24 protein-coding genes and 1 pseudogene are annotated in these 25,472 nt (G+C 27.5%); 6 read left to right on the forward strand and 19 right to left on the reverse strand.

What is annotated here, in order from left to right; genetic code table 11:
• Positions 1-983: 983 nt before the first annotated feature.
• From GQV94_RS05685 to lgt, 5 genes are all read right to left on the reverse strand, one after another.
• Positions 984-1,685 carry a tetratricopeptide repeat protein gene (locus GQV94_RS05685; protein WP_200170081.1) on the reverse strand — a complete coding sequence of 234 codons (702 nt, stop codon included), beginning with the start codon at positions 1,683-1,685 and terminating at the stop codon, positions 984-986.
• A 77-nt stretch (positions 1,686-1,762) separates the two neighbouring features.
• Positions 1,763-2,488 (reverse strand): fumarate reductase iron-sulfur subunit, encoded by a 726-nt coding sequence (locus tag GQV94_RS05690; protein WP_200170082.1) that lies wholly within the window; start codon positions 2,486-2,488, stop codon positions 1,763-1,765.
• Complete coding sequence (locus GQV94_RS05695) at positions 2,481-4,472, reverse strand: fumarate reductase flavoprotein subunit (RefSeq protein ID WP_200170083.1); 1,992 nt, start codon at positions 4,470-4,472, stop codon at positions 2,481-2,483. The genes GQV94_RS05690 and GQV94_RS05695 overlap by 8 nt, the downstream gene beginning before the upstream one ends.
• Entirely contained in the window at positions 4,456-5,238 is a 783-nt protein-coding gene (locus GQV94_RS05700) for a fumarate reductase cytochrome b subunit (protein WP_200170084.1), read from the reverse strand. Before GQV94_RS05700 ends, GQV94_RS05695 begins: the two co-directional genes overlap by 17 nt.
• A gap of 69 nt (positions 5,239-5,307) precedes the next feature.
• Positions 5,308-6,123, reverse strand: a complete 816-nt coding sequence (gene lgt / locus GQV94_RS05705; protein WP_200170085.1) for a prolipoprotein diacylglyceryl transferase — start codon at positions 6,121-6,123, stop codon at positions 5,308-5,310.
• A 96-nt stretch (positions 6,124-6,219) separates the two neighbouring features.
• Here lgt and GQV94_RS05710 point away from each other — a divergent pair, with 96 nt between their 5' ends.
• The gene (locus tag GQV94_RS05710; protein ID WP_200170086.1) at positions 6,220-7,077 is read left to right on the forward strand and encodes a hypothetical protein; all 858 of its coding nucleotides are present in this window, start codon (positions 6,220-6,222) and stop codon (positions 7,075-7,077) included.
• A gap of 4 nt (positions 7,078-7,081) precedes the next feature.
• Here GQV94_RS05710 and GQV94_RS05715 read toward each other — a convergent pair whose 3' ends face one another.
• The 8 genes from GQV94_RS05715 to gatC form a co-directional block, all read right to left on the reverse strand.
• Positions 7,082-7,873, reverse strand: coding sequence for a shikimate dehydrogenase (locus GQV94_RS05715; protein WP_200170087.1), 792 nt, complete (start codon positions 7,871-7,873; stop codon positions 7,082-7,084).
• Positions 7,870-8,679: an SPOR domain-containing protein gene (locus GQV94_RS05720; RefSeq protein ID WP_200170088.1), complete on the reverse strand. Its 810-nt coding sequence runs from the start codon at positions 8,677-8,679 to the stop codon at positions 7,870-7,872. The genes GQV94_RS05715 and GQV94_RS05720 overlap by 4 nt, the downstream gene beginning before the upstream one ends.
• Before the next feature lie 12 nt (positions 8,680-8,691).
• On the reverse strand, positions 8,692-9,237 hold the full coding sequence (locus tag GQV94_RS05725) for a DUF1882 domain-containing protein (protein ID WP_200170089.1): 546 nt from the start codon (positions 9,235-9,237) through the stop codon (positions 8,692-8,694).
• A complete protein-coding gene (locus GQV94_RS05730) occupies positions 9,234-10,478 on the reverse strand; it encodes a serine hydroxymethyltransferase (RefSeq protein ID WP_200170090.1) in 1,245 nt (414 codons plus the stop codon). The genes GQV94_RS05725 and GQV94_RS05730 overlap by 4 nt, the downstream gene beginning before the upstream one ends.
• A gap of 2 nt (positions 10,479-10,480) precedes the next feature.
• Positions 10,481-11,980, reverse strand: coding sequence for a lysine--tRNA ligase (gene lysS, locus GQV94_RS05735; protein WP_200170091.1), 1,500 nt, complete (start codon positions 11,978-11,980; stop codon positions 10,481-10,483).
• Complete coding sequence (locus GQV94_RS05740; protein ID WP_200170092.1) at positions 11,981-12,451, reverse strand: Fur family transcriptional regulator; 471 nt, start codon at positions 12,449-12,451, stop codon at positions 11,981-11,983.
• A gap of 21 nt (positions 12,452-12,472) precedes the next feature.
• Positions 12,473-13,012 (reverse strand): CvpA family protein, encoded by a 540-nt coding sequence (locus GQV94_RS05745; RefSeq protein WP_200170093.1) that lies wholly within the window; start codon positions 13,010-13,012, stop codon positions 12,473-12,475.
• Positions 13,013-13,079: 67 nt separating this feature from the next.
• Positions 13,080-13,367, reverse strand: a complete 288-nt coding sequence (gene gatC, locus GQV94_RS05750; protein ID WP_200170094.1) for an Asp-tRNA(Asn)/Glu-tRNA(Gln) amidotransferase subunit GatC — start codon at positions 13,365-13,367, stop codon at positions 13,080-13,082.
• A gap of 180 nt (positions 13,368-13,547) precedes the next feature.
• On the opposite strand from gatC, the gene GQV94_RS05755 reads away from it, so the two are divergent.
• The 5 genes from GQV94_RS05755 to pyk all read left to right on the forward strand — a co-directional run bounded on the left by GQV94_RS05755 (position 13,548) and on the right by pyk (position 18,714).
• On the forward strand, positions 13,548-14,114 hold the full coding sequence (locus GQV94_RS05755; protein ID WP_200170095.1) for a hypothetical protein: 567 nt from the start codon (positions 13,548-13,550) through the stop codon (positions 14,112-14,114).
• Between the two features lies 1 nt (position 14,115).
• Positions 14,116-15,114 (forward strand): hypothetical protein, encoded by a 999-nt coding sequence (locus GQV94_RS05760; RefSeq protein ID WP_200170096.1) that lies wholly within the window; start codon positions 14,116-14,118, stop codon positions 15,112-15,114.
• Positions 15,115-15,172: 58 nt separating this feature from the next.
• Positions 15,173-15,805: a type III pantothenate kinase gene (locus GQV94_RS05765; RefSeq protein WP_200170097.1), complete on the forward strand. Its 633-nt coding sequence runs from the start codon at positions 15,173-15,175 to the stop codon at positions 15,803-15,805.
• A 109-nt stretch (positions 15,806-15,914) separates the two neighbouring features.
• Positions 15,915-17,261, forward strand: coding sequence for an FAD-dependent oxidoreductase (locus GQV94_RS05770; RefSeq protein WP_200170098.1), 1,347 nt, complete (start codon positions 15,915-15,917; stop codon positions 17,259-17,261).
• A 10-nt stretch (positions 17,262-17,271) separates the two neighbouring features.
• Entirely contained in the window at positions 17,272-18,714 is a 1,443-nt protein-coding gene (pyk, locus tag GQV94_RS05775) for a pyruvate kinase (RefSeq protein ID WP_200170099.1), read from the forward strand.
• Positions 18,715-18,727: 13 nt separating this feature from the next.
• Here the strand turns inward: pyk and GQV94_RS05780 are convergent, their stop codons facing one another.
• From GQV94_RS05780 to GQV94_RS07955, 6 genes and pseudogenes are all read right to left on the reverse strand, one after another.
• Complete coding sequence (locus tag GQV94_RS05780) at positions 18,728-19,264, reverse strand: HyaD/HybD family hydrogenase maturation endopeptidase (protein WP_200170100.1); 537 nt, start codon at positions 19,262-19,264, stop codon at positions 18,728-18,730.
• Entirely contained in the window at positions 19,261-19,956 is a 696-nt protein-coding gene (gene cybH / locus GQV94_RS05785) for a Ni/Fe-hydrogenase, b-type cytochrome subunit (protein WP_200170101.1), read from the reverse strand. The genes GQV94_RS05780 and cybH overlap by 4 nt, the downstream gene beginning before the upstream one ends.
• 9 nt (positions 19,957-19,965) lie before the next feature.
• The gene (locus GQV94_RS05790) at positions 19,966-21,681 is read right to left on the reverse strand and encodes a nickel-dependent hydrogenase large subunit (protein ID WP_200170102.1); all 1,716 of its coding nucleotides are present in this window, start codon (positions 21,679-21,681) and stop codon (positions 19,966-19,968) included.
• A 2-nt stretch (positions 21,682-21,683) separates the two neighbouring features.
• The gene (locus tag GQV94_RS05795) at positions 21,684-22,823 is read right to left on the reverse strand and encodes a hydrogenase small subunit (RefSeq protein ID WP_200170103.1); all 1,140 of its coding nucleotides are present in this window, start codon (positions 22,821-22,823) and stop codon (positions 21,684-21,686) included.
• A gap of 118 nt (positions 22,824-22,941) precedes the next feature.
• Complete coding sequence (gene mnmC, locus GQV94_RS05800; protein WP_200170104.1) at positions 22,942-24,774, reverse strand: bifunctional tRNA (5-methylaminomethyl-2-thiouridine)(34)-methyltransferase MnmD/FAD-dependent 5-carboxymethylaminomethyl-2-thiouridine(34) oxidoreductase MnmC; 1,833 nt, start codon at positions 24,772-24,774, stop codon at positions 22,942-22,944.
• Positions 24,775-24,779: 5 nt separating this feature from the next.
• Positions 24,780-25,466 (reverse strand): annotated as a pseudogene (locus GQV94_RS07955) (N-acetylmuramoyl-L-alanine amidase family protein); the annotation flags it as partial.
• Positions 25,467-25,472 lie beyond the last annotated feature (6 nt).

Consider the following 25,472-nt stretch of genomic DNA (forward strand, 5'->3'; position numbering starts at 1 on the left):
TAAAATTTGCAATTTAAATAATTGTGATAAATACAATTTTATAATTTTCTAGTCTATATATTCTATCAAAGTATCTGTTTAATTTTACATCATCAAAACTTTAGTACTTAAGATATTTTCATTGGTTATTTAATGATTTTAATTACAAAGATATCCACTATCAGTCCAACTTTCTAATGCAAACTAATTATAATTTGTTGTTATTTTTAGCGTATTGTCATCCTTAAAATATACTAGTTTTGATTATATTATATTTATAATTCTATGATTTTTTTACATAAATATTATTTTATAAAAATATTTAAATTTTCTATATAACTACCTTGTAAAACTTAAAACTAAAGTTAGTTATATGCTATTTTTATAAAAAATAGTTAAATTATAAGTTTTATTAAACACAATAAGAAAAATAAGTTTGTTTTAAATAAAAATGTAATTATCTCAGAGAGTAAAAACACTTTTGGGATATAAAATTTAAAAATCAAACATTGTTTTATCTATCTTTTAAACAGCATTTAATTACTATTTTGATATAAAACAGATATTTTAAAGATATTTGAGTATTTTACGCTTTAAACTGAAAAGATAAAAAGTTATTTTATATACTTTAAAGGGCTATATTTGGTATTTTTGTTAAAATTATTTAAAGATAGTTACACATATTCTTTTAAATACCCCTTGCAATATTTTTTAAAATATTTTTTATAAATATAAAAACTTATAAGAATTTATATAAAAAATACTAAAAATTTTTACTTTAAAATAATTTTAAATTATCATTGTAATTTCCATAAATTTAATATCTTTTTATTTTTTCTATTAAAAAATTTATTAGTTTTAAATATTTTACAAATATATAAAAGTTTTATCATATTAAAAATATTAAAATATTTAAAAATAATTCCTATATCAAAAAACAAATGTTTTTAAATTTGTGAACAAAAATATAAATTTAATTTAATATTTTAAATCAATTTATAAAATTAATAAATTTTTATATCTTGATTGTTTAAATCTTTATAAGCTTCACAAGCTTGCAAATGTTTTTGATCACAAGCTATTCCAAAATATCTTTTTGCTGTTTTTAAATCATTTTTTTCAAATTGATTATAACGACCTAAAAGATAACAAGCTTCTCCAAAACCAAAAGAACAAGATTGTTTATAAAAATACAAAGCTTGATCTAAATTTTGTTTGATAAGGGTACCTTTTTCATATAAAAAACCTATTTTATAGCACGCTCTAGAATCTTTTAAAGAACAAGATTTTTTATAAAAACTTAAAGCTAATTCTCCATCTTTTTCTTTTTCATAAAAAAGACCTATAGTATTACAACTTTGTATATCATTTAATTTACACGCTTTATTAAAAGCTAGTATAGCTTCGTTAAAAAAACCTTGATTTTGTAATAAAAAAGCCAAATTAGAACAACCTTGTTTTAATCCTAAGGAGCAAGATTTATCATAAAATTTATAAGCTTTTTGCAGATCTTTTGTAATTCCTTGAGAATTCTCATACATATAAGCTAGAGAAAAACAAGCTTTTGAATTTGATTTTTCACAAAGTTTATTAAAAATTTCATAAGCTTTTTGATAGTTTTTATTATCATAAAATTTTAAAGCCTTATCAAGATCGGTAGAAAAAAGAGTATTAAAGAAAAGCAAAATTAAAAAGATTTTTTTCATTATTTTCCTTAAAAAGTGTTATAAATTTGATTTATAACACAATTTAACAAACAAATTTAAATAATCCTTTTTTGGGATTATTTATTTTTTTGAGCAACTAGTTGTCTTCTCATATAAGCTATCTTGCTTTGAAGAGGTAGTTCTTTTGGACAATTATCTTCACAAGCAAGTAATGACATACAACCAAAAACTCCATCATCATCACCCACAAGCTCATAAAAATCTTCTATACTTCTATGATCGTGTGGATCTTGTAAATAGCGTGCTGTTCTTAAAAGTCCAGTCGCTGCTATAAAATCTGGTCTCATTAATTTCGTTGCACAAGAAGCAACACAAATTCCACATTCAATACAACGATCAAGTTCAAAAGTCTCATCAGCTACTTCAGGTTCTATACGCTCTTCAAGTTTTGAAATATCAACTTCTTTATCGTGATGTACCCAGCTCTCAACCTTTTTACACATACCTTCAAACCATTCACCAGTATTTACACTTAAATCTTTAATATGTCTAAAGGCAGGAAGTGGCATAAGCTCTATAACTCCATCAGGATAATCTTTAGTAAGGGTTCTACACGCAAGTTTTGGAACACCATTAATCATCATAGCACAAGATCCGCAAATCCCAGCACGACAAACAAAATCAAAACTCAAATCTGCATCCATTTTTTCACGAATCAAAGTAAGACAAACAAAAACTGTCATAAAAGGAGTCTCTTCGAGTTCATAAGTAACAAAATGAGGTTTTGAAATCTTGCTCAAAGGATTATATTTAAAAGCTTTAATTGTTAATTTTCTACTCATAATCAACTCCTATTCTTTGATTTGGTTTCTTATATTTTTCTTGTAACTCATAAGGCATCAAAGCTTCTTGAATTTCATAGCGTCCTTTACCTTCAGCTTCCATTTTAGCACGAATTGCATCAACTTCTTCTTGACGCTTTTGACTTAAAGGATTTTCTATAATATTTCCTTTTGCTCCATAACCCCTAAATGCTGGAGGCATTTCCATTTTCATAATATCAAGATCTTCATACTCTACACGTGGCAAAGTTTCACCTTCAACCCAATAAGTATTTGTTCTTTTCATCCAATTTAAATCGTCTCTCTTTGGATAATCTTCTCTAAAATGCGCCCCTCTACTTTCTGTTCTTAAAAGCGCGCCATAAGCAACACATAAAGCAATTTTAAGCATCCTTGGAACTCTATAAGCTTCTTCTAATTCTGGGTTTGCACAGTCTAATTCTTTATTATGTAGTTTAAGATCTAAAGATTCTTGATATAACTTTTCAAGTTCATCTACAGCTTCTTTTAAACCTTCTCCTGTTCTAAAAATAGCAACTTTTTCCCACATAATATCTTTCATTTTATTTTTGATTTCAAAAACATCAAATTTACCTTCTTTATCAACTAAAGATTTTAAATATTGATATTCTTTACTTAGAAAATCTTTAACAATGTTTGTATCGATAACTTCACCATTATTTTTACAATAATCAGCAAAATAATCACCTACTATCATACCTGCAACAACAGTTTCAGCACAAGAATTTCCACCTAAACGATTAAAACCGTGCATATCCCAACAAGCTGCTTCCCCACAAGCAAAAAGCCCTTCAAGCCATTGACTTTCACCTGTTGGCTTAGTTCTAATACCACCCATTGAATAATGCTGCATAGGCAATACAGGAGCCCATCCTTTTGGTCCTTCATCGGCAGGATCTATGCCATTGAAAGTTTTACAAATATCTTGAACATCTCTTAAATTCTTTTCAATATGAGCACGCCCAAGTATAGAAATATCAAGCCATAAATGATCTCCATATGGACTTTTAACTCCTTTTCCTTTGCGTATATGCTCCATCATACGACGACTTACAACGTCACGACTTGCAAGCTCTTTTTTCTCTGGTTCATAATCTGGCATAAAACGATATCCATCAACATCACGTAAAACACCACCGTCTCCACGACAACCTTCAGTAAGTAAAATTCCACTTGGAACAATAGGAGTTGGATGAAATTGAACCGCTTCCATATTTGAAAGTCTACAAAGTCCTGTTTCAAGTGCAATAGCAGCTCCAGTTCCTTCACAAATAACAGCATTTGTAGTCTGTTTATAAATTCTTCCATAACCACCTGTTGCTATCATAGTTCCTCTTGCCACATAAGCAATAAGTTGGCCATTTGTAAGATCTCTTGCTATAACGCCTAAACATTTTTTACCATCATGTATAATACGCACAGCTTCCATTCTGTCTATAATTTTTACTTGGTATTTAATAGCTTCATTTGCTACACCATAAAGCATACAATGACCAGTAGCATCAGCAATATAACAAGTTCTCCATTTTTTTGTTCCACCAAAATCCCTTGCATTAATAAGTCCATGAGCTTCGCTTTTTTCTTCTATAGTTGTTTTTTGTGCATTAATAACCACAGATCTTGGTCCTTTTTTAATTCTAGTCCAAGGAACACCCCATGCAGCAAGCTCTCTAACCGCTTTTGGAGCAGTTTGTGCAAACATTCTTGCTACTTCTTGATCACAACCCCAATCACTTCCTTTAACAGTATCTGCAAAATGCAAATCTTCATTATCTCCTTCACCTTTAGCACCATTTGCCAAACTTGCTTGCATTCCACCTTGAACTGCTGCAGAGTGTGATCTTTTCACAGGACAAATACTTAAAAGTGTAACACTTTGCCCACTTTTAGCTACTTCAATTGCTGCTCTAAGTCCAGCCAAACCTCCACCAACGATTAAAGCATCACTATATTGTATATTCATGTTTTACTCCATCATAATTTTTTATCATTACACTTTGTATTTGTTGTTCTTGATAATTTTTATAACCGATTTTTGCAAAAGCTGCAAGACTTAAAAAGCCTAAAACTAAAAAGAAAATACTTATTACCCATTTAGCAGTTTTAAGTTTTTTGCGACTTTCTTTAGCATTTTTTCCTTCAAACCAACCCCATTTAACACAAAGTCTATAAAGACCTATACTACCGTGAAGCTCAACACAAATTAATAGTACTATATAAAAAAGCCACATAAAATGACTAACAACTCTATCTCCTGATAAATCTCCGCTAATTTTATCTGCATTTGTAATAACAAAAATAAGATGAGCAGACCCCAAAAAAAACATTACAAAACCAGTTAATGCTTGAGTCCACCATAAAGTTGTATCTTGATGTTTTATAGTTTTAATATGAGTTTTTAAAAGCTGATATTGACGAAAATTGATTGGAAATTTTCTCATTGCCAAACCAGCATGAATAATAAAAATAATTAAAACACAAGCTGCAAGAAAAGAAGTAATATAACTCATTATTGGATTATCATAAACAAATTTTAATTCCAAAAAATGAACAACAGAGTTAAAAAAATCTTCACTCACTAAAATAGTAGATACAAAAAACATATGCATCCACATAAATAATCCTAAAAAAAGCCCAGAAGCACTTTGGATAAAATCCAATTTTGCAGGAATTTTACTTTTTTTACCCTCAATACTTCTACCTAGATATCCTTCGATAAGCCAACCCATTTTTACTCCTTGGTAGTTTTAAAGAATTAAAAAATATCAAATTATATTGTAACAAATCTTTAATAAAAATTAAATATTTATTTTATATTTTTTAAGATAAATATAAAATAACAAAGATAACATACACATTAATAAACTTAAAATTTGCCCCATACTTAAACCAAAAATAATGTAACCCAAGCCAAAATCAGGTTCTCTATAAAATTCGCAAAAAAATCTTGCTAAGGAGTAAGCACTAGCATAAATAATAATTAATTCTCCGTTAAAACTTTTTCTTAAATTTGCATAATAAACAATTAAAAAGACAACAAAACCTTCAAAAAATGCTTCGTAAAGTTGAGAGGGATGGCGTAATATTCCATTAACATAAATTCCCCAAGGAACATCTGTTACACGCCCAAAAAGCTCTTGATTTAAGAAATTTCCAATTCTGCCAAATATATAAGCCAATGGAACACTCAAAGCTACAAGATCTAAATAAATCCACATATTTTGTTTATATTTTTTACAAAATAAAAATGTGGCTACTAAAAAACCTATTATAGCACCATGATAACTCATGCCTCGAATTCCTACAAATTCTCCATTATAATAAGGATTAAAAATTTGCCAAGGATGAGCCAAATACCATAAAGTATTAGAATCATAAATTAAAATATATCCTAAACGTGCTCCTAAAACAACTCCTATTTCAACCCATATAAAATAATTATCCAACATCTTTGAACTTATATTGATTTTAAATTTTTTAACAAAAAATTTTGCCAACAATAAAGCTATTATTAAAGATAAAATATACATTATCCCATACCAATGAACCTTTAAACCAAATAATTCAAAAGCCACTACATTAAAATTCGAATAAATATTTTGCCATTTTTCCATAATTTTAAAATCCACAAAGTAAAATAAACTAGAATATACCAAAAAAAATTTAATCTTGCTATAATTTCATTAAAATATAATTTAAAGGTAAGTTGCATGAAAAAATTTATAACTATTGGTATTTTTATGATACTTTTAAGTGCCTGTTCTAGTACAAGCTCTAATTTTGTTAATGTTTCTTTGCCAAATTTTAAACCTCAAGTGCCTACAAAAATTGAACCTATACAATCAAATGTTAAAATTAGTCTAGAGCCGATTAACATTGAACAAAATAATAATTATTCTGATTATTTTGAAAATTCTGTTTTAAAACTCAGAATTGAAAAAGAAATTGATCTTTTAAAAGAAAATTTAGAAGAGCAAATCAAAACTATAGCTCTTTTAGCAGGTTATGAAATTGATGATAAACAACCAGATTACAAACTTAAAACTACCATAAGCATTTATATTGAAGAAAAAGAAATACAAAAAACAAATGAACTTCTTAGTGGAGATTTTATTAATTCTAAACTAGGGATGGCTTTTAAAGCTAATGCTGAATTTATTAATATTTATGATCCACAAAATAAAACAAATATGACAAGTAACACCAAACTTGACTCTTTAATCAGTTTAACCTATCCTATTAAAAGTGATGATGGGATCAATATGTTTAAAACATCAATTAGCAGTGTTCCAACACAACTAAACAAAGGTTTAGAACGTCCTGCTTTTGAAATTGATAAAAGTTTTTTAGCTTTTTATAAGAATTTTTTAAATACTTTATACTCTAATCTTCCAAAAGCTTTAGATATTGGAAAACCTTCTGTACAAAATAAACAAGAATTTAATGAATTTAATGCACAAGATTTCGAAGAAAAAGATAATAAAACAAATCACAACAATACTAGCGAAACTAGTGAAGAAAAACATTCTCAAAATAAAAATGACGATGGAGTAATAATTTTTGAATAAATTATTACTCTAAATTTAAACCTTCTAACATAAATTTTTTAATATTATTTTGCTGATTTTTAATTTCAAAAAAAAGTTCAAAAGCAAAAATTCCTTGCCATAAAAGCATTTCTAGACCGTTTTTATATATTAAATTATGTTTTTTGCAAAGCTTTATAAAAGGTGTTTCTTTATTGTAAATTACCTCAAAAGCATATTTGCTATAATTAAAAATTTTTTCTAATATTTTTTTATCACAAGCTAGATTCTCATCAAAAAGACCAGCAGAAGTGGTATTAATTATCATATCATAATTAAAATCATCAATATCCTCATAAAGCATAGTAATAAAATCTTTAAAAGAACTAAATCTTTTTAAATTTCGATTTGCAATATGAATTTCTTTTATATTTTTATACTTTAAAGCATAAGCAATAGCTCTTGCAGTTCCACCAGCTCCCAAAATCAATACTTTATTCAAATTTTCAAAATTTTCAATGGCTTTTAAAAATCCTAATATATCTGTATTATAAGCATAAATTTTAGACTTTTTTATAATTAAAGTATTAGCAGCTTTAATATCAAATATGCTCTCATCTTTAACGTCTGCTATCTTAAAAGCTTTCTCTTTAAAAGGTAGAGTAATATTAGCTCCACTGATCCTTAAGTTAAATAATATATCTCTAAGTTTATCTTCATCTTCTAAATTATAACGCGTATAAAGCGCATCGAATCCAAAATTTTTAATAGCATTGTTATGCATTCTAGGAGATTTAGAATGCATAATAGGATTGCCTATGACGCTAAAAAGTTTCATTTTAAAGTGAAAGAAAATGCATCTTTTCCTATATCTTTGCGAATTTTTGCAAGTTCATTGGTAATAGCATCTTTACTAAAAGGACCTATAAGAACTTTTGTAATTTCTTTACCATTAATTGTAGTTTTATAAAGCTTATAATCATAACCTTTTTGTTTCACTGCCATAAGCTCTTTAGATTTTTGATCAACATTAGAAACTGAAAAAATCTGAACATATATTCCCGGAGTTAAATCATTTGAGGTTTCTATTTTTGGATCAACTTTTTGAAAAAGCTCTTTTGGATCTTGAGTTTTAGATTTTGATTCTTCTTTAGCTTTTGGAGTTATATTATTTTTAGAATTTAGTGTATTTTTTTCTACTTTATTTTCCTTTGGCTGAGAAACGATAGTTTTTTCTTTTTCTTGAATTTGTGGCTGTGGTTGTTGTATTGACTGTGCTGGCTCTTGCGGAATATTTGATACCAATTGGTCACTAGTGTTATTTTCATTTGTAGTATCTTCACCCTGAATTTGTTTTTTTAAAATTTCAAACTGATCTTCAGCAGAATCTTCTTGAGTAATAGGTATATTTTCAAAAGAATTTTGTCCATCAGTATTTTCATCAACACTCACATTTACAGGTTCTGAAGGTAATATGTTATTTTCATTACTGTCATTTCCATTAATAAGCTTCATTACAATCATAATCACCAAAAATAAAATTACTAAAGCAATAACCCTTAATAGAATTTTTTTAATTTTTTCGCTTTTATTAACTCTATCTAAGATAATATCATCAAATTCATTTTTTTTATTATTTTCCATTTTTTTCCTTTCTTACATATGTTTTGACCAAGAAGTCCCACGTTCTTTTTTATACACTTCATAAGGCAAAATTAAGATATTAAAATCTCTAGGTAAATCCATAGTTGGAAAAACCCTCCATTCAACTGGCATTTTAGTTGCAAATAAAGCAGAGAGTCTCGATGCTAAAGAATACCCCTCTACCAAATCTGTATGTCCCTTATGAACATATAAATGTAAATGTCCAGGAGTCTTAGTTTTATATGCTGTAAAATTAATAAAACCTTGATCACGCAAAATAAGTTGCGCTCTATGCCAAAATCTTTCGGCATTAAAGCCATTATAATCAAATACTATATTTTCAACTTTATTAGTTTTTGATATAAGATCGTGTGCAATAGTAATTTTCTTTTCACAGTGTTCTCTAATGAGATTGCTAGTTAAAGGAGCATCAATTTTTTCAAATTTATCAAAAAAATATCTACCACGATGTTCATATTTATTAACAACTCTATCTCTTTGTATATAGTAATAGCTACTTATAATCTTAATAAGTGATAAATCCATCATTGAAATCAAAACATAGCCTTTGTATAAATTGTAAATTTACTCGCAAGTTCTTTTAATTTTGCTCTTATGTTTAATTGTAAATTTGTATTATTTATATCATCTAAAATATCAGCTATATAATTAGCAACTATTTGAATATCCTCTTCCTTAAAACCTCTTGCTGTTAAAGCTGGCGTACCCAATCTTAAACCACTTGTGATAAATGGGCTACGTTTTTCTCCTGGAACAGTATTTTTATTCGCTGTAATGCCAGCATTTGCTAAAGCTAAATCTGCATCTTTTCCACTAAAATCACGATCTAAAAAACTAATTAATACCAAATGATTGTCTGTTCCATCGCTAACAAGCTTATATCCTCTTTCTATTAGAATCTTAGCTAAAACTTGAGTATTATTAATAATATTTTTAGCATAAATTTTCCACTCATCACTTAAATTAAATTTAAACCCTACAGCTTTTGCAGCTATAATATTCATTAAAGGTCCACCTTGAATTCCAGGAAAAATTGCCGAATTTATTTTTTTAGCAATTTCCTCATCATTACACATAATGATACCACCTCTTGGTCCTCTTAATGTTTTATGAGTTGTTGAACTTACTACGTGTGCATAAGGAAAAGGACTTGGATGTTCATTAGCTACAACTAAACCTGCAATATGCGCTATATCCGCAAATAAATATGCGCCTACTTCATCTGCAATTTCTCTAAATATTTTAAAATCAATTATCCTAGGATATGCACTAGCACCACAAACAATTAATTTAGGTTTAACAATTTTTGCAATATATCTTACTTTTTCATAATCTATTCTTCCATCAAGTTCCACTCCATAAAAAAAACTCTCATAAAATTGACCTGATGAACTTACTTTTGCTCCATGTGTTAAATGACCTCCATGACTTAAATCCATACCTAAAATCTTATCCCCTGGATTTAAAAGGGCTGCATAAACACCTTGATTAGCTTGTGATCCAGAATGAGGTTGAACATTTGCAAAATTACAATTAAAAAGCTTTTTACAACGTTCTATAGCTAAAGTTTCAATTTGATCAACAATCTCACATCCGCTATAATATCTTTTTAAAGGATAGCCTTCAGCATATTTATTGGTTAAAATACTTCCCATAACCTCCATAACTTCTGGCAAAGTAAAATTTTCGCTGGCTATCATTTCAAGCCCTTCACATTGTCTTTTTAATTCTTCATTAGTTAATTCATAAATTTCTTTATCAAAATGCTCTAAACTCATATTTATCCTTTAATATTGAGATTAATTGGGCGCATTGCTGGAAATAATATAACATCACGAATCGATTTTTTATTAGTTAAAAGCATAACCAATCTATCAATTCCAATACCTTCTCCTGCAGTTGGAGGCATTCCATATCCTAAGGCATTTATAAAATCTTCATCCATTTCACAAGCTTCTTCATTGCCATTATTTTTTGCTTCAACTTGTTTTAAAAACCTTTCATACTGATCAATAGGATCATTAAGCTCATTAAAACCATTGGCTAATTCTCTACCACAAATAAAAAGTTCAAATCTTTCTGCTATATTTTCATTATCATCACTTCTTCTTGATAAAGGACTTATAGAAATTGGAAATTCTGTAACAAAAGTAGGATTAATTAATTTATCTTCCACATAATGATCAAAAAGCTCTGCTTGTAAATGACCTAAATCTAACTTTTCATTTGCTTCAAAACCATCTTGTTTTAATTTTAAAAGAATCTTTTCTTTATCTTCTATAAGATCTTCTTGTAAATTTCCATATTTTTTCAAAGCTTCTTTATAAGAAATTCTCTCAAATGGTTTTGAAAAATCAATGATATTCCCATCAAATTCTATCTTAAAACCTAAATTTAATTCTTTTAAAAGCATGGCAAATAACTCTTCTGTTAAATCCATTAAATCTTTATAATTATGATAGGCCCAATAAAATTCTATAGTAGTAAATTCTGGATTATGAGTTAAGTCCATACCTTCATTTCTAAAACAACGATTGATTTCAAAAACAGCTTCAAATCCTCCAACAACTAATCTCTTAAGATATAACTCTGGGGCAATTCTTAAAAATCTTTCAACACCCAAAGCATTATGAAAAGTTTTAAATGGTTTAGCATTAGCTCCTCCAGCAATAGGATGCATCATAGGAGTTTCTACTTCTAAAAATCCTTTTTTTTCAAAAAAAGCACGTATTAAACTTACAATTTTAGACCTTAGAAAAAAATCTCTTCTTACCTCGCTATTCATTATCATATCAACATAACGTTTTCGATATCTTTGCTCAATATCTGTTAAACCGTGATATTTTTCTGGTAAAGGAACAATAGCTTTTGAAGCTAATTTTAATTCCTTAACATGCATACTAAATTCTCCTGTTTTAGTTACAAAAGGAAAACCTTTTACTAAAACAATATCCCCTACTTCAAGATTTTTTTTAAGAAAATTAAAATATTCCTCGCCAACGCTATCTTTACTAAAGTAAATTTGCAAATTTGATTCTTCATCTTCTATATTTGCAAAAACAGATTTTCCTGCGATTCTAAAAAGTTTTAAGCGTCCAGCTGTTGCAACAATAGAATTTTCATCTCTTTTGTTTTCATTGTCCATTACATAAAGAAAATGATCTTTAAATTGTTTAAGAGTCATTTCTTTTTTTAAAAAATGTGGATAAGGATTAATATTTATTTTTCTAAATTCATTTGCTTTTTCAATTCTTTGTTGTTCCAAAATATTATCAAACATTTATATCCTTGTTTTTGCTTTTATATTGCATTCATTGCAAATTCCATAAAGTTGCATTAAATGACCGGTAAGTTTAAAATTATATTTTTGTGCAATTACAGATTGTTGCTCTTCAATTATCGAATTTTCAAATTCTATAATTTTTCCACAATTTTTACATATCATATGGTCATGATGGGGCTTATTTGCTAATTCGTATTTTTTTCCAGCAGAACCAAAAGATATAGAAGTTACCATTTGAGCATCTTCAAGTAAATTTAGAGTTCTATAAACTGTAGCTATACCTATGTTTAAATTAGGCTCTATTTGCTTAATCTCCATATACAAGCTCTCTGGGGTATAATGCGTATCACTATTATATAAAGTTTTTAAAAGAATTTCTCTTTGCTTAGTATATTTTAAACCACCCTTACGTAAAATTTTTTTAAAACTTTCTAGCAAAACGTCATATTCTATATTTTCAACGAGCATTAAAATTATCCTTATAAAGCATTAATCTGAATTAAGTTCTTTTAAATTGTTATTCATCATATCAATAGATGTTTCCGTTAAAGGTTGATTCATAATATAAGAACCCACATTTTTCAATAAATCTAAAGTATAACTATTTTGAGCAAAACTATTTAATTTATCATTCAAAAAGCTTATTTTAGAAACACAAAAAACAAAAATAGCAAAAATTAAAAATATTTTTGCTGCACCAAATAAAAAACCTCCTATACGATCAATAAAACCTAAACCACTCCATTTAACAAGCTTTGAAAGAAAGCTTCCTAATATCAAACAAAAAACCCAAAATAAAATAAGAATGACCATAAAACCAGCAAATGAAGCTAAAGATTCGTTTTCTATTTTGTAAAAAGAATTTTGAATTAATTTGGTAGCTTCAATAGAATATTTAGAAGCTATAAAAATACCCCCAATTACACCCAAAAGTCCAAAGATTTCTTTAATTAAACCATTTAATATACCTTTAAGGCCTAAAAGCAAGGTAAATCCCAAAACAAATAAATCAAACCAGTAAAAACTCATAAAAATCCTATCTAAAAATTATTTTTGATAAAAATTCTATAATAATAAAATAAATATTTAATCAATTCTAATCAATAATTTTTGGCACGATAAAAAAATGTTCTTGACAACTTGGAGAATGTTTAAAAATTTCATTAACCACATTGCTATTTTTAACTTCATCATTCCTAAAAATAATGCTATTCTCGATTGGACTAATAGCACTTTCTAAAGAATTTAAGTTTATTTCATTTAATTTTTCAACAAAATCAACAATTTCACTAAGCTCAGAAATAAGTTTTTCTCTTTTATCATCTGCAATTCTTAATGCACTTAATCTTTCAAGTTTTTCTAACAAATTTGTATCAATTTGCATAATTTAGTCCTTTTATAAAAAAGCAGTCAAATCTTTAAATTATATCATAAATATTCTTAAATAGTTTAAGAATATTTAATTTAATTGATGTTAAAATACATTTTAATTTATAAGATATAATTTAAAATCAAAAGTTGTTTTAAATATTAGACAAAATTAATAAAATTTAAGGATAAACAATTGAATTTTCAAGATAAATCAAATGCTAAAAATCTCAATATTCAAGAAGATTTTTTTAAAACATTTATTCAAGGCGAAAGATTTTTTAAAAAATACAAGTTTTATATTTTAGGAATCATTATATGTCTATTAATTTGGCTAGCTGCCTCTATAATCAATGAAAAAATTAAAGAAAAAAATACCGAAGAAAATAATCAAATTTATTTAAATTTAATACAAAATCCAAATAATACTGAAATTTCTTCTGCTTTAAAAGAAAAAAATATAAATCTTTATGCTATATTTTTGTTAAATCAGTTAAATAATAAAAATGATTTAAAAATTATTGAGCAATTAAAACAAATAAGTCAAGACTCAAAAATAAATTTATTAATAAAAAATATTATAGATCTTGAGCTTCATCAAAAATCTTTGTTTTTAAAAGATTATTCTAAAATTTTACAAGCTTATAATTTTTTAGAACAAAATAAAATCGAAGAAGCCAGAGTTTTATTAACTCAAATTAAAAGCAATTCAGAATTAAAACAAATTGCAGACAATTTAAAACATTATCAAGGTATCAACTAAAATGAAACAATTAATTTTAATTTTTTTATGTATTTTTTTATTTAATGCTTGTAGCACAAAAAGACAATATTTTAAACCAGAACACATTGATAAAGGACTCAACAAAAGCGAAAGTTTAAACTCAACAATTATTGATTGGAATATTTTTGCAGCTAAACTTAAAAATAATCAAGTAATTTTTAAAAACCAAGGTCTTATTAAAAATTTTAAACTTGAAAAGAATTATATGTTATTAAATATTCAAGATGATGAATTTTTTATTGCTGATAATAATGGAAATTTAAAAATTTACAATAACGAAAATCAAGAAATTTATTCTTATCAATTTGATGCAAGTGTTGTAAGCATAGCATCAAATGGAGATGATATGGCTTTGATATTAGCCAATAATTCTATTGTTCTTTTAAATAGAACACTAGGAATTAAATTTTCCCAAAAACTAAGCCCATCTATAGCACAAGATAATAGAATCGCTGCTCCTATATTTTTAGATAATATCATTGTTTATCCAACTTTAGATGGAAGAATTATTATCATCTCAAAAAATGATTATAGAATTTTAAAAGACGTAGTTATTTCTGCTGAAGATTTTTTTAATAATATCATCTATCTTAATGTTATAGACGATAAACTCATTGCTGCAAGTGCAAAGAAAGTTATAGTTGTAACCCAAAATCAAACATTTTATTTATACACAGATATTAAAGATATTGTTGCAAACCATAACAATATCTTTATATTTGATAAAGATGGAAACATTATTAAAACAGATTTAAATCTTAACAAAATAACAGAAAAAAAACTTGAATTTGCTATCTTTACAAAAGTAAATATTTATGATGATTATTTGTATATATTTGAAAAAACTGGATATTTAATTAAAAGTGATTTAAATTTAGATAATATGGAAATTTATGAATTGGGCAATGCTGTTGATAAAATGTCATTTATGAATAATGAAGCATTTTATTATGATAATAAAATTTTAAAATTTAAATAGTTTTTTAACTTAAAAATTTCTAAAATTTGCAACTAGATTTACAAAGGATTATAAATTTATGATTTTATGTGATATTGGAAATTCTAATGCAAATTTTTTAGATAATAATAAATATTTCTCTCTTAATATTAAACAATTTTTAGAATTTAAAACAGAACACAAAATTTTTTATATTAATGTCAATGAACAAATAAAAGAACATCTTGAATCTTCGCCACACTTTATAGATCTTGAACCTTACTTCTCTTTTGATACCATATATCAAGGTTTAGGGGTCGATAGGATTTCTGCTTGTTATACTATAACAGATGGGGTAGTAGTTGATGCAGGGAGTGCAATAAGTGTTGATATTGTTTCAAATTCTATTCACTTGGGTGGTTTTATTTTGCCAGGGATTGCTAACTTTCGCAAAATCTTTTCGCATATTTCTCCAAGATTAAAATGCGAATTAAATACTCAAGTAAGTTTTGATGCTTTTCCACAAAAAACAATGGATGCCTTAAGTTATGGCGTATTTAAAGGGATTTATTTGCTTATCAAAGATGTTGCCAAAAATAAAAAAATTTATTTTACCGGCGGAGATGGGCAATTTCTTGCTAATTTTTTTGAATTTTCAATCTATGATAAACTTTTAATTTTTAGAGGAATGAAAAAAGTACTTCAAGAAAATCCTAGCTTATTATCTAGTTAATGTTACAAAAATACTCTCTTAATAATATATTATTATTTTATTTAATTTATTTATAAAATAAATTAAATTAAACTTTTACTAAACTTATCCAAAAAAAACAAGGAAGAAAGTGAATCAGGAATTTGACGTATTAATTATTGGAGCTGGGATCTCTGGTGCAGCATTATTTCATCAAATTGCAAAATATACAAATATTAAAAATATTGCTTTAGTAGAAAAATATAATGTACCAGCTAGTTTAAACAGCAAAAGCACAAGTAATTCTCAAACTATACATTGTGGCGATATTGAAACAAATTACACTTTGGAAAAGGCAAAAAAAGTAAAAATTAGTGCTGATATGATTATAAAATATGGTCTATTGCAAAATGCACAAAATAAATTTATGTTTTCTCATCAAAAAATGGTTCTAGGTGTAGGAGATACTGAATGTGACTTTATAAAAAAACGCTATGAGGAATTTAAAGAACTTTATCCTTATATTAAGCTATTTGATAAAAATAAAATAAAAAAAATCGAACCAAAAGTTGCTTTAGGACCTGATGGAGTTAATACAAGAAAAGAAAATATCTTAGCCATTGGGGTTGAAAAAGATGAAATTTTCACAACTGTTGATTTTGAAAAAATGAGCTACAGCCTCATTGAGCAAGCTCAAAAACAAAATAAAAATACTGCTGTGATTTTTAATCAAGAAATTGTCCATATAGAAAAAAAAGATGATATCTTTATTGCAAGAAGTTCTGATTTTAAAGAATATAGAGCTAAATTTGTAGTTGTAAATGCAGGAGCTCATTCTTTATATCTAGCACATAAAATGAATTTAGGTCTTGATAAATCTTGTTGGCCAGTCGCTGGAAGTTTTTATTTGACAAAAAAAAGACTTTTAAACGGAAAAGTTTATACCGTTCAAAACCCAAAACTTCCTTTTGCAGCACTTCACGGGGATCCAGATTTAATGGCAGATATGAATACGCGTTTTGGACCAACCGCTCTTGTTATACCAAAATTGGAACGTTATAAAGGTTTAAAATCTGTTCCTGAATTTTTTGAAGCTTTAAAGTTAGATAAAACTGTTTTAAAAGTATGTATAAAAATGTTAAAAGATCCAACAATTCGTAATTATATATTTTATAATTATCTTTTTGAAATCCCTTTTATTAATAAAAAAGTATTTGCTAAAGATATAAGAAAAATTATCCCTTCACTTAAAACTGATGATATTTTTTATGCTAAAGGTTTTGGTGGAATTCGTCCGCAAGTCGTTGATAAAAATAAAGAAGAACTTATGTTAGGAGAGTCAAGTATTAATGATATACCAGGTATAATTTTTAATATGACTCCAAGCCCAGGTGCAACAAGTTGCTTATACAATGCTCAAAGAGATATAAAAATAATATGTGAGTATTTAGGAACATATCTTGATGAAGATAAATTAAATTCGGAATTATTAAATTAAAAGGATATCTATGATAAAAAAAACAAAAATTGTTGCAACGATAGGTCCAGCAAGCGAAGATGAAAATACTTTACGCCAAATGATTATTAAAGGAGTCAATGTTTTTAGACTAAATTTTTCACACGGCAACCATGAATATCACAAAAAAAATTTAATAACAATTAGAAAAGTTAGTCAAGAACTTAATATAAGAGTTGGAATTCTTCAAGATATTAGTGGACCCAAAATTAGAACTAAAGAATTAAAAGAGGCTTTCAATCTTAAAAAAGATGATAGACTTGATTTTTATAAAGAAGAAATTCTTGGAGAAAAAATTAATGATAAACATTATAAAATTAGTATAAATCACCCAGAAATTCTTGATATGTTAAAAATTGATGATTATATTTATCTTTATGATGGAAGTATTCGAGTTAAAGTCTCTTGCATTGAAAAAAATTATATACAAACCATAGTTGAAAATGATGGATTTTTAAATTCAAATAAAGGAATTAATTTTCCAAATACTAAAATAAATATTGATGTTATTACACGCAAAGATAAAGAGGATTTATTTTGGGGCATAGAAAATGAAGTGGATTTTTTAGCCATTTCTTTTGTTCAAAATGCTCACGATATTAAAGAAGTAAAGAAAATTTTAAAAGATAACAACTCAAAAATAGCTATTTTTGCTAAAATAGAAAAATTTGATGCTGTAGAAAATATAGATGAAATTATAGATTCAAGCGATGGAATTATGGTAGCTAGAGGAGATCTTGGGATAGAGGTTCCTTATTATAAAGTTCCAAATATACAAAAAAGAATCATTCAAAAAGCCAATAATGCAAGTAAACCTGTAATTACAGCAACACAAATGCTTTTTTCTCTTGCTAAAAGCAAAACGGCTACAAGAGCTGAAATTTCAGATGTTGCTAATGCAGTTTTAGATGGAACAGACGCTGTCATGCTAAGTGAAGAAAGTGCTGTAGGAATAGATCCTGTTAATGCTGTTGATATTATGAGTAAAACTATTATAGAAATAGAAAAAACTTATCCCTATAATAAATTTAACACTTTTGATTATAAGGATGACACAGATAAAATAATGCAATCAAGTGCCCATTTAGCAAAAGATTTAAAAGTAGATGCTATATTTGCATTAACTAGTAGTGGAAAATCAGCAATTAAAATGGCAAGATATAGACCAAATATGCCAATTATTGCTATAGCTCATTCTGAAAAAACTTTAAATTTTTTAAGTATTGTATGGGGAGTTCATCCTGCTATTTTAGTTAATAAAAGTGAAAATCTTAATACCTTATTAAAAGATTCCATACGATCAAGTGTTCAAAAAGGTTTTATAGATAAAAGTAAATGTTATATATTAACTGCAGGTTTTCCAACTGGAGTAGAAGGATCAAGCAATCTTATCCGCATACTTAAAGAAGAACAAATAACTCATTATCTTGATTGATAAAATCAAGATTTTAATTTTTATAAGAAATATAAGCTAATTCTTGTAAAGAATAATTTGCTTTTTTAATATAAGAAAATCCTTGTTCTTTTAAAAATTCTAATAGAATTTTTTCCATAACTTGAGTGCTTTTGATTATTTCATCTGAAATCTTAAAACTCATCTGCTCTATCCTTTTTGGAACGCAGGCTAAAATTTTAGTTTCAGGTAAATCCCCTAAAAGTTCCATATATTGCAAAGTTTGAAGCATTTCAACTTCGTGAGCACTTCCACTCCATTTAATTTTATTGGGCATAGCATCATAAGGGAAAAAAAATACTTCTCCGATATTTGAATCATCAGCTTCAATACAATCAAGAATAATTACTTTATCATATTTGGCAATAATATAACTCAATTGCAAAGCCAAAGTTCCTCCATCAATAAAATCTAAAATATATTCTTTTGGATGGGAAAACTCATAATTTTTTTCAAGTAGTTTGCAAAGATGAACGCCTAAGCCTTCATCTGCAAACATAATATTGCCAATACCTAAAATAAGAAATTTCAATGTTTTTCTTTTACAAATTTATATCCACTAACGATAGCATCCATAGCACCATCTTTGCCTTTTATTGCATTGAAAATTGCCATATAAATATGCACTGGAACAAAAATTATAATCACCCACATTAAAATTCTATGATAAGTCCTTACATCAGCTAAACCACCCATTGCAGCTTCAAGCGGTCTTAATATATTATATAAAATTCCACCTAAACCCTCGTGATAAGTATGAGTATAAAGAATAAGTCCAGTTAAAATAATACCTAATATTACAAGATAAAACAAAAAATAAGTCACAAATTGCAAAGGATTATAAACTCCTTGTAAATGGGGATGTTTTCCTAAAAAAATATAAAATTTTATTTGTTCTATCCATAACTTAATATTAAAAATATCCCATATACTTTTACGTTCTTTAGCACTTACCTTATCGCAAAAAAATAAATATATTTTAAAAATAATACAAGCGATCAAAATAAAGCCTACTGCTTGATGCACTAAGCGATATTTTGCTTGCATAAAATTAATAGGCTCACCATTGCTAATAGGACTTTGAAATACATAAGATAAATAATACCCTGTTCCTACTAAAATCACAATAGCAATAGCACGAATCCAATGTGTTAAACGTAAGCCTATACTAAATTCATATTCTGCTTTTCGAAGTTTATCATCTTTAAAATTTTGATTAAACATAAAAGCCTCCTATAAATTGACATTGACTTTATATTCACTTAAATTATTACCTTTTGTATCCATAACATGAACAGCACAAGCAATACAAGGATCATAAGAATGAATTTTTCTAATAATTTCAAGTGGCTGCTTTACATCAGCAATTTTTAAGCCTATTAAACATTGTTCATAGCTTCCGCCTACTCCTTTGGCATCTTTTGGACTTGCATTCCAAGTTGATGGAACTACCGCTTGCCAATTTTCAATTACTCCATTTTTAATACGACACCAATGACTTAATGCTCCACGAGGTACATGTCCCATATAATGACCTTTATATTCTTTAGAATTATCAATTACATATGGAGCACAAGTACTTTGATCTATCTTTAAATTTTCTACTAAATTATCAAAAGCTCTTAAAGCATTATTTGCTACTATTTTTGCTTCTAAACAACGAGCTGCTGTTCTTCCAAGCGTGCTAAATATAGCATTTAAAGGAAGTCCTGTTTCTTTTAAAAATTCATCTACAACAGGAATAACATTTTTATTGCCTTTAGCATAATTAATTACAATATTTGCTAAAGGTCCTACTTGCATAGGTTCTCCATCATATCTTGGTGCTTTAATCCAGCTATATTTACCTTTAGTATCAAATACTTTAGAAGATACCTTATTTCCTTTGTGATCTATGCTTTCACCATCTATTAGACCTGTATAATTTGGATTAGTTTTTCCATCATAAGGATGGAAAGCTTCATTATCTGCGTACCAAGAGTGAGTTGCTTCTTCTGTAATCTTATCCTCATCAACTTCATAAACCTTACTTAAATCACCATTTTTAATAATACCACTTTCAAAAAGCCATTCATTTCTTCCAAGTTGAAATTCTTTAAAAGTATAAAGATTTGAAACACCTGCATCATTTAAGACACTTGCTTCATTTGCATAAGCCTTAGCTGCCATAACAAGATCAGGATAATAAGCACGATTAACAAAATCTGCAACTTCTTGAAATTTACTCATATATTCACCCATTCTAGAAGGAGATAATAAATCCATTACACAAGTTACTCCCCCTACGGTTAAACTTTGAGGATGCGGATTTTTAGCACCAAAAATAGCCATACACTGAGCAATTGTTCTTTGTATTCTTAAGCACTCAAGATAATGAGAAAGCACTATAAGATTTTGTTCTGGGCTTAGACGATAAGTTGGATGTCCATAATAAGCATTAGCAAAAGGACCTAAATTTCCTTTATCAACAAAAGTTTTAAGTCTTTGTTGTACTTCTAAAAGTTTATCTGCTCCTGTTGCATAAGGATTAGAAGTATAATCAAATGCAATATCACTAGCTTTTTTTACATCAGCACTTAAAGCACTTACAACATCAGCCCAATCAAGACCATGAAGTTGATAAAAATGAACTATATGATCATGTAAAAATAAAGCAGCATTCATTAAAGTTCTAGTAAGCAAAGCATTAAGCGGAGGAGTAATCCCTAAAGCATTTTCAACAGCAACAATTCCTGCCTTATAATGAGAAAAGGTGCAAACTCCGCAAATTCTTTGAGTCATAAAACCAGCATCTCTTGGATCACGTCCTTTAACAATAACCTCAATACCGCGCCATAAGGTTGAACCCGCATAAGCTTCTTTTACTATATTGTTTTCATCAACAACAACCTCAACTCTTAAATGTCCTTCAATTCTTGTAATTGGATCTACAATAATTTTTTGATTCATTATTATTCCTTGTCTTTTTGTGCAGAAGATATAATAGCGTGTGCCGCAATTGCAACACCTGTAAGAGTAAGAACCCCTATACCAATTTTATCAGAAACACTATCAGCACCTAAACCAAATACTGTATCAAATTTGCGACTTGCCATAGGTTCTTCAAAAGGCCCCATAGTATCCCAAAAATCAGGCTCTGAACAACCTATACAACCATGTCCAGCTTGAATAGGCCATGAAGTATGCTGATTAAACCTTTCTCTTGAGCAATTATTAAAAGTATAAGGTCCTTTGCAACCTACTTTATAAAGACAATAACCATTTTTAGCACCCTCATCTCCAAAAGAATGGACAAATTCACCTGCATCAAAATGTCCTCTTCTTTCACAAAGGTCGTGAATTCTTAAACCATAAGCCCATTTTGGTCTATTATAAACATCTAAAGATGGAAGTTCTCCAAAAAGTATATAATGTAAAACATTTCCTACAATATTTTTTTCACTAGGAGGGCAACCAGGGATATTAATAACAGTTTTATTTGTTATTTTCGATAAAGCTTTAGAATTACTTGGATTTGGTCTTGCTGCTTGAATTCCTCCAAAGGATGAGCATGTTCCTATAGCAAAAATAGCTAAAGCATTTTCACTTGCTTCTTTTGCTATTTCAAATCCACTCTTTCCTTTTGGGCCTATAGTTAAAAAATACTCTGTGTCTCCGGAAGGAATACCCCCTTCTACCATTAAAATATATTTATTTTTATATTTAACAATAGCATTTTCTAAATTCTCTTCAGCTTGCCAACCTGCTGCTGCCATAATAGTTTCATGATACTCTAAAGAAATATAATCAAAAATCAAACTATCAATAGTTGGTGTATCCGTTCTTAATAAACTCTCTGAACAACCTGTACATTCTGCCATATGCAACCATATAACAGGAAGTCTATCAGCCAATTCAGCAGCACGAGCTACTACAGGAGTAAAGCTTGCTGGTAGCGCCAAAAAAGCTGTCATAGCTGCTGCCCATTTCATAAAATCTCTTCTAGTAAAACCTGATTTTTCTAAAGCATTTACTATAGAATCATTAGTTTTTAAAGAAGGGAGTTTTTCAAGCATTTTTAAACGGAAATCAATTTTTTTATAATCAATCATCCTTATTCCTTGCATGGTAAATTTATTTTATTATGAATGTATAATAAAATAAAGAAATTTAAATTAAAGTTAAATTTTGATTTATTATTTATAATATTTTGTAAATTAAATACTAATTTTATAATAAACCTTTTTTTAGTTTTCTAATCAAAAATCTTGCAGGATGTATATCAGGAACAAATTTTTTAAAAAAACCTAAAGGCTCTTTATTGATTAGATAACAAATATACCTAGCAGCTAAAATGCTTGTTCCAAAAGCTCTTGATCCATGTGCAAAATTTAAATAAAGATTAGGAATATTCTTTCCAAAATTTTGTTCTTTGTTTTTAGTCCATAACAAATTTTTATAATTTATTTTATAAAACTGCTCATCATAAGCAGCTCCTACTATACAAAACCTATCACTTGAATAAGATCTAAAACCTACTTTTGAACCAATAATAGCAATGTTTTTATCTTTTAAAAATTCGCTGACTTTTTCTATATTTTCTTTATCATCTAAATCTTTAGGAGTTAAGTTATCATCTAAGCGATCATAACTTGCTCCAATTACTTGTATATCATTTTTTATAGGACAAATATAACCTTTTGAAGATAAAGAATATTTAATATCTAAAACAGGCTTTAAATGAGTAACCTGACCTCTAACTTTGCTTAAATTCATCCCATCATAATTTATAAAATCTTTAGTATCTGAGCCTAAAGCATAAATTAAAATTCCAAAACCATCTTTCTTTTCAGTTTCTTTAAATTGAAGTGAAAAAAGATCATTAGCATATTCATAACTTATAAATTGATGATTAAAGAAAATTTTAGCATTGCTTTTTGCAAACAGTGTTTTTACAATTTCTTTAGGATCTATAACGCCACCATCTTCTAAAAAAGCTTGATTATCTTTTATGGCAAATAAAGGATTATTTTTTTGACTTAAAAATCTTTGCTTCATTAAATCATTATGAGCAAATTCAAATACCCCATCAAAAGATAAATTAAGAATTTGTCTATAAAAACGACTTGCTTCAATAAAAGATTCTTGGGAAAATTCCCCTAAAGAAACATTGGGTTTTAAGATTAAAGAGCTTAAAATTCCACTTTCATTGCCACTTGCGCCACAACCTAAAGAAGAATGTTTTTCAAAAATGCTAATATCAAATCCTCTTAAACTAAGCTCATAAGCAAGTAATGCAGCGCAAATGCCTGATCCTATAATTGCAACTTTTTTATTTTTTGCTTTTTGATCTATTTTGGCAAAATAAGCTTCTTTATCTTTAACTAAATATCCTTTAAAAAAAGCTCTAAGCATTTCTCTTTTTTTAAAACCAGCAACTTTTTTTGTTTCAAAGCCAAATTTTTCAAGGTTTTTTCTTAAAAAGCTCGAAGCAGAAAAAGTGCAAACTTGAGCCTTAAAATTTGATAATCTTGCCATATTAAATACAAGCTTTTCATCAAACATTTCTTTATTTTTATTAGGAGAAAAACCATCTAAATACCAAACATCTGCTTTAAACTCAAGATCGTTTAAAACATTAATACCACTAAAAACAAGATCTAAAAAACAATCTTTAAAATAAAAACGATAATACCCTTTTTTACATTTTGGATAAAATTTCAAAAATTCTTCTAAATACTCTTTAAATTCATCATAAAATCCTAATTTTTTATAAATTTCTCTTAAAAATTCTTTTTCTATATAAAAACCTTCTATGCTAATATAAAAAAGTTTTTTAGGTCTTTTTGTGTATTTTAAAAATCTTTTTAAAGTAAGAAAAAAATTTAAGCCTATACCAAAACCTAATTCAGCAATTACAAAATTATCTTCTTGTGTAAATTCAAAAGCTTCGCTATAGATATATTTACTTTCGTTTAAGCCATCTTTAGAATTAAAATAAAAATCATCAAAATCTAAAGAAAAAGGAGTATTATCTTTAAAAATAATATTAGCTTTTTTCATATTCTTTAACGATTGTTATAAAAATAACTTTCCACTCCATCTACTATTCCCTTAGCTAAAGTATCTTGAAAATTTTTATTTGCTATTCTTTTACCTTCATTTGGATGAGTAATATAGCCTATTTCAATTAAAATTGCTGGCATTTGCGCCCCAACTAAAACCCAAAAAGGAGCCTCTCTTACCCCACCATCAACAACTTTATATTTTTTTCTTACTTGAGAAAGAATATTTTTTTGAACATCAATAGCAAATTTATTTGACGCTATAATTTTTTCACGATTTAAAAAATTTAAGATACTTTGTTTTGAAAAATAATTAATTTCTTCAAAATCTCCCTGATTTTCTTTTTCAGCAGCTTTTTTACTTCTTTCACTTCTTGCTGGACTTAAAAAGAAAGTTTCAACCCCTTCAGCACTTTTAGCTTTTTTAGCATTAGGAGCTGCATTTGCATGGATTGATATAAATAAATCAGCTTTTTTATCATTAGCAAATTTAGTTCTATCTCTTAGATTGATAAATTTATCTGTACTTCTAGTATAAAGAACCTTATAACCCTTTTTTTTAAGTTCATTGCCAAGCTTTAAAGCTGTATCTAATACTATATTTTTTTCTTTTAAAGTGCCTGCTTTATCACTTAAAGCACCACTATCTTTTCCTCCGTGTCCTGCATCAATTACTATAAGTTTTTTAGATCTAAA

Origin of the sequence: Campylobacter sp. TTU_617, assembly GCF_016599045.1 — a bacterium.
Taxonomy (GTDB): Bacteria; Campylobacterota; Campylobacteria; order Campylobacterales; family Campylobacteraceae; genus Campylobacter_D.

What these genes read in the sequence shown, in the direction of transcription:
- GQV94_RS05685 (WP_200170081.1), bottom strand. Translation starts at nt 1,685, where the DNA reads ATGAAAAAAATCTTTTTAATTTTGCTTTTCTTTAATACTCTTTTTTCT.
- GQV94_RS05690 (WP_200170082.1), bottom strand. Translation starts at nt 2,488, where the DNA reads ATGAGTAGAAAATTAACAATTAAAGCTTTTAAATATAATCCTTTGAGC.
- GQV94_RS05695 (WP_200170083.1), bottom strand. Translation starts at nt 4,472, where the DNA reads ATGAATATACAATATAGTGATGCTTTAATCGTTGGTGGAGGTTTGGCT.
- GQV94_RS05700 (WP_200170084.1), bottom strand. Translation starts at nt 5,238, where the DNA reads ATGGGTTGGCTTATCGAAGGATATCTAGGTAGAAGTATTGAGGGTAAA.
- lgt (WP_200170085.1), bottom strand. Translation starts at nt 6,123, where the DNA reads ATGGAAAAATGGCAAAATATTTATTCGAATTTTAATGTAGTGGCTTTT.
- GQV94_RS05710 (WP_200170086.1), top strand. Translation starts at nt 6,220, where the DNA reads ATGAAAAAATTTATAACTATTGGTATTTTTATGATACTTTTAAGTGCC.
- GQV94_RS05715 (WP_200170087.1), bottom strand. Translation starts at nt 7,873, where the DNA reads ATGAAACTTTTTAGCGTCATAGGCAATCCTATTATGCATTCTAAATCT.
- GQV94_RS05720 (WP_200170088.1), bottom strand. Translation starts at nt 8,679, where the DNA reads ATGGAAAATAATAAAAAAAATGAATTTGATGATATTATCTTAGATAGA.
- GQV94_RS05730 (WP_200170090.1), bottom strand. Translation starts at nt 10,478, where the DNA reads ATGAGTTTAGAGCATTTTGATAAAGAAATTTATGAATTAACTAATGAA.
- lysS (WP_200170091.1), bottom strand. Translation starts at nt 11,980, where the DNA reads ATGTTTGATAATATTTTGGAACAACAAAGAATTGAAAAAGCAAATGAA.
- GQV94_RS05740 (WP_200170092.1), bottom strand. Translation starts at nt 12,451, where the DNA reads ATGCTCGTTGAAAATATAGAATATGACGTTTTGCTAGAAAGTTTTAAA.
- GQV94_RS05745 (WP_200170093.1), bottom strand. Translation starts at nt 13,012, where the DNA reads ATGAGTTTTTACTGGTTTGATTTATTTGTTTTGGGATTTACCTTGCTT.
- gatC (WP_200170094.1), bottom strand. Translation starts at nt 13,367, where the DNA reads ATGCAAATTGATACAAATTTGTTAGAAAAACTTGAAAGATTAAGTGCA.
- GQV94_RS05760 (WP_200170096.1), top strand. Translation starts at nt 14,116, where the DNA reads ATGAAACAATTAATTTTAATTTTTTTATGTATTTTTTTATTTAATGCT.
- GQV94_RS05765 (WP_200170097.1), top strand. Translation starts at nt 15,173, where the DNA reads ATGATTTTATGTGATATTGGAAATTCTAATGCAAATTTTTTAGATAAT.
- pyk (WP_200170099.1), top strand. Translation starts at nt 17,272, where the DNA reads ATGATAAAAAAAACAAAAATTGTTGCAACGATAGGTCCAGCAAGCGAA.
- cybH (WP_200170101.1), bottom strand. Translation starts at nt 19,956, where the DNA reads ATGTTTAATCAAAATTTTAAAGATGATAAACTTCGAAAAGCAGAATAT.
- GQV94_RS05790 (WP_200170102.1), bottom strand. Translation starts at nt 21,681, where the DNA reads ATGAATCAAAAAATTATTGTAGATCCAATTACAAGAATTGAAGGACAT.
- GQV94_RS05795 (WP_200170103.1), bottom strand. Translation starts at nt 22,823, where the DNA reads ATGATTGATTATAAAAAAATTGATTTCCGTTTAAAAATGCTTGAAAAA.
- mnmC (WP_200170104.1), bottom strand. Translation starts at nt 24,774, where the DNA reads ATGAAAAAAGCTAATATTATTTTTAAAGATAATACTCCTTTTTCTTTA.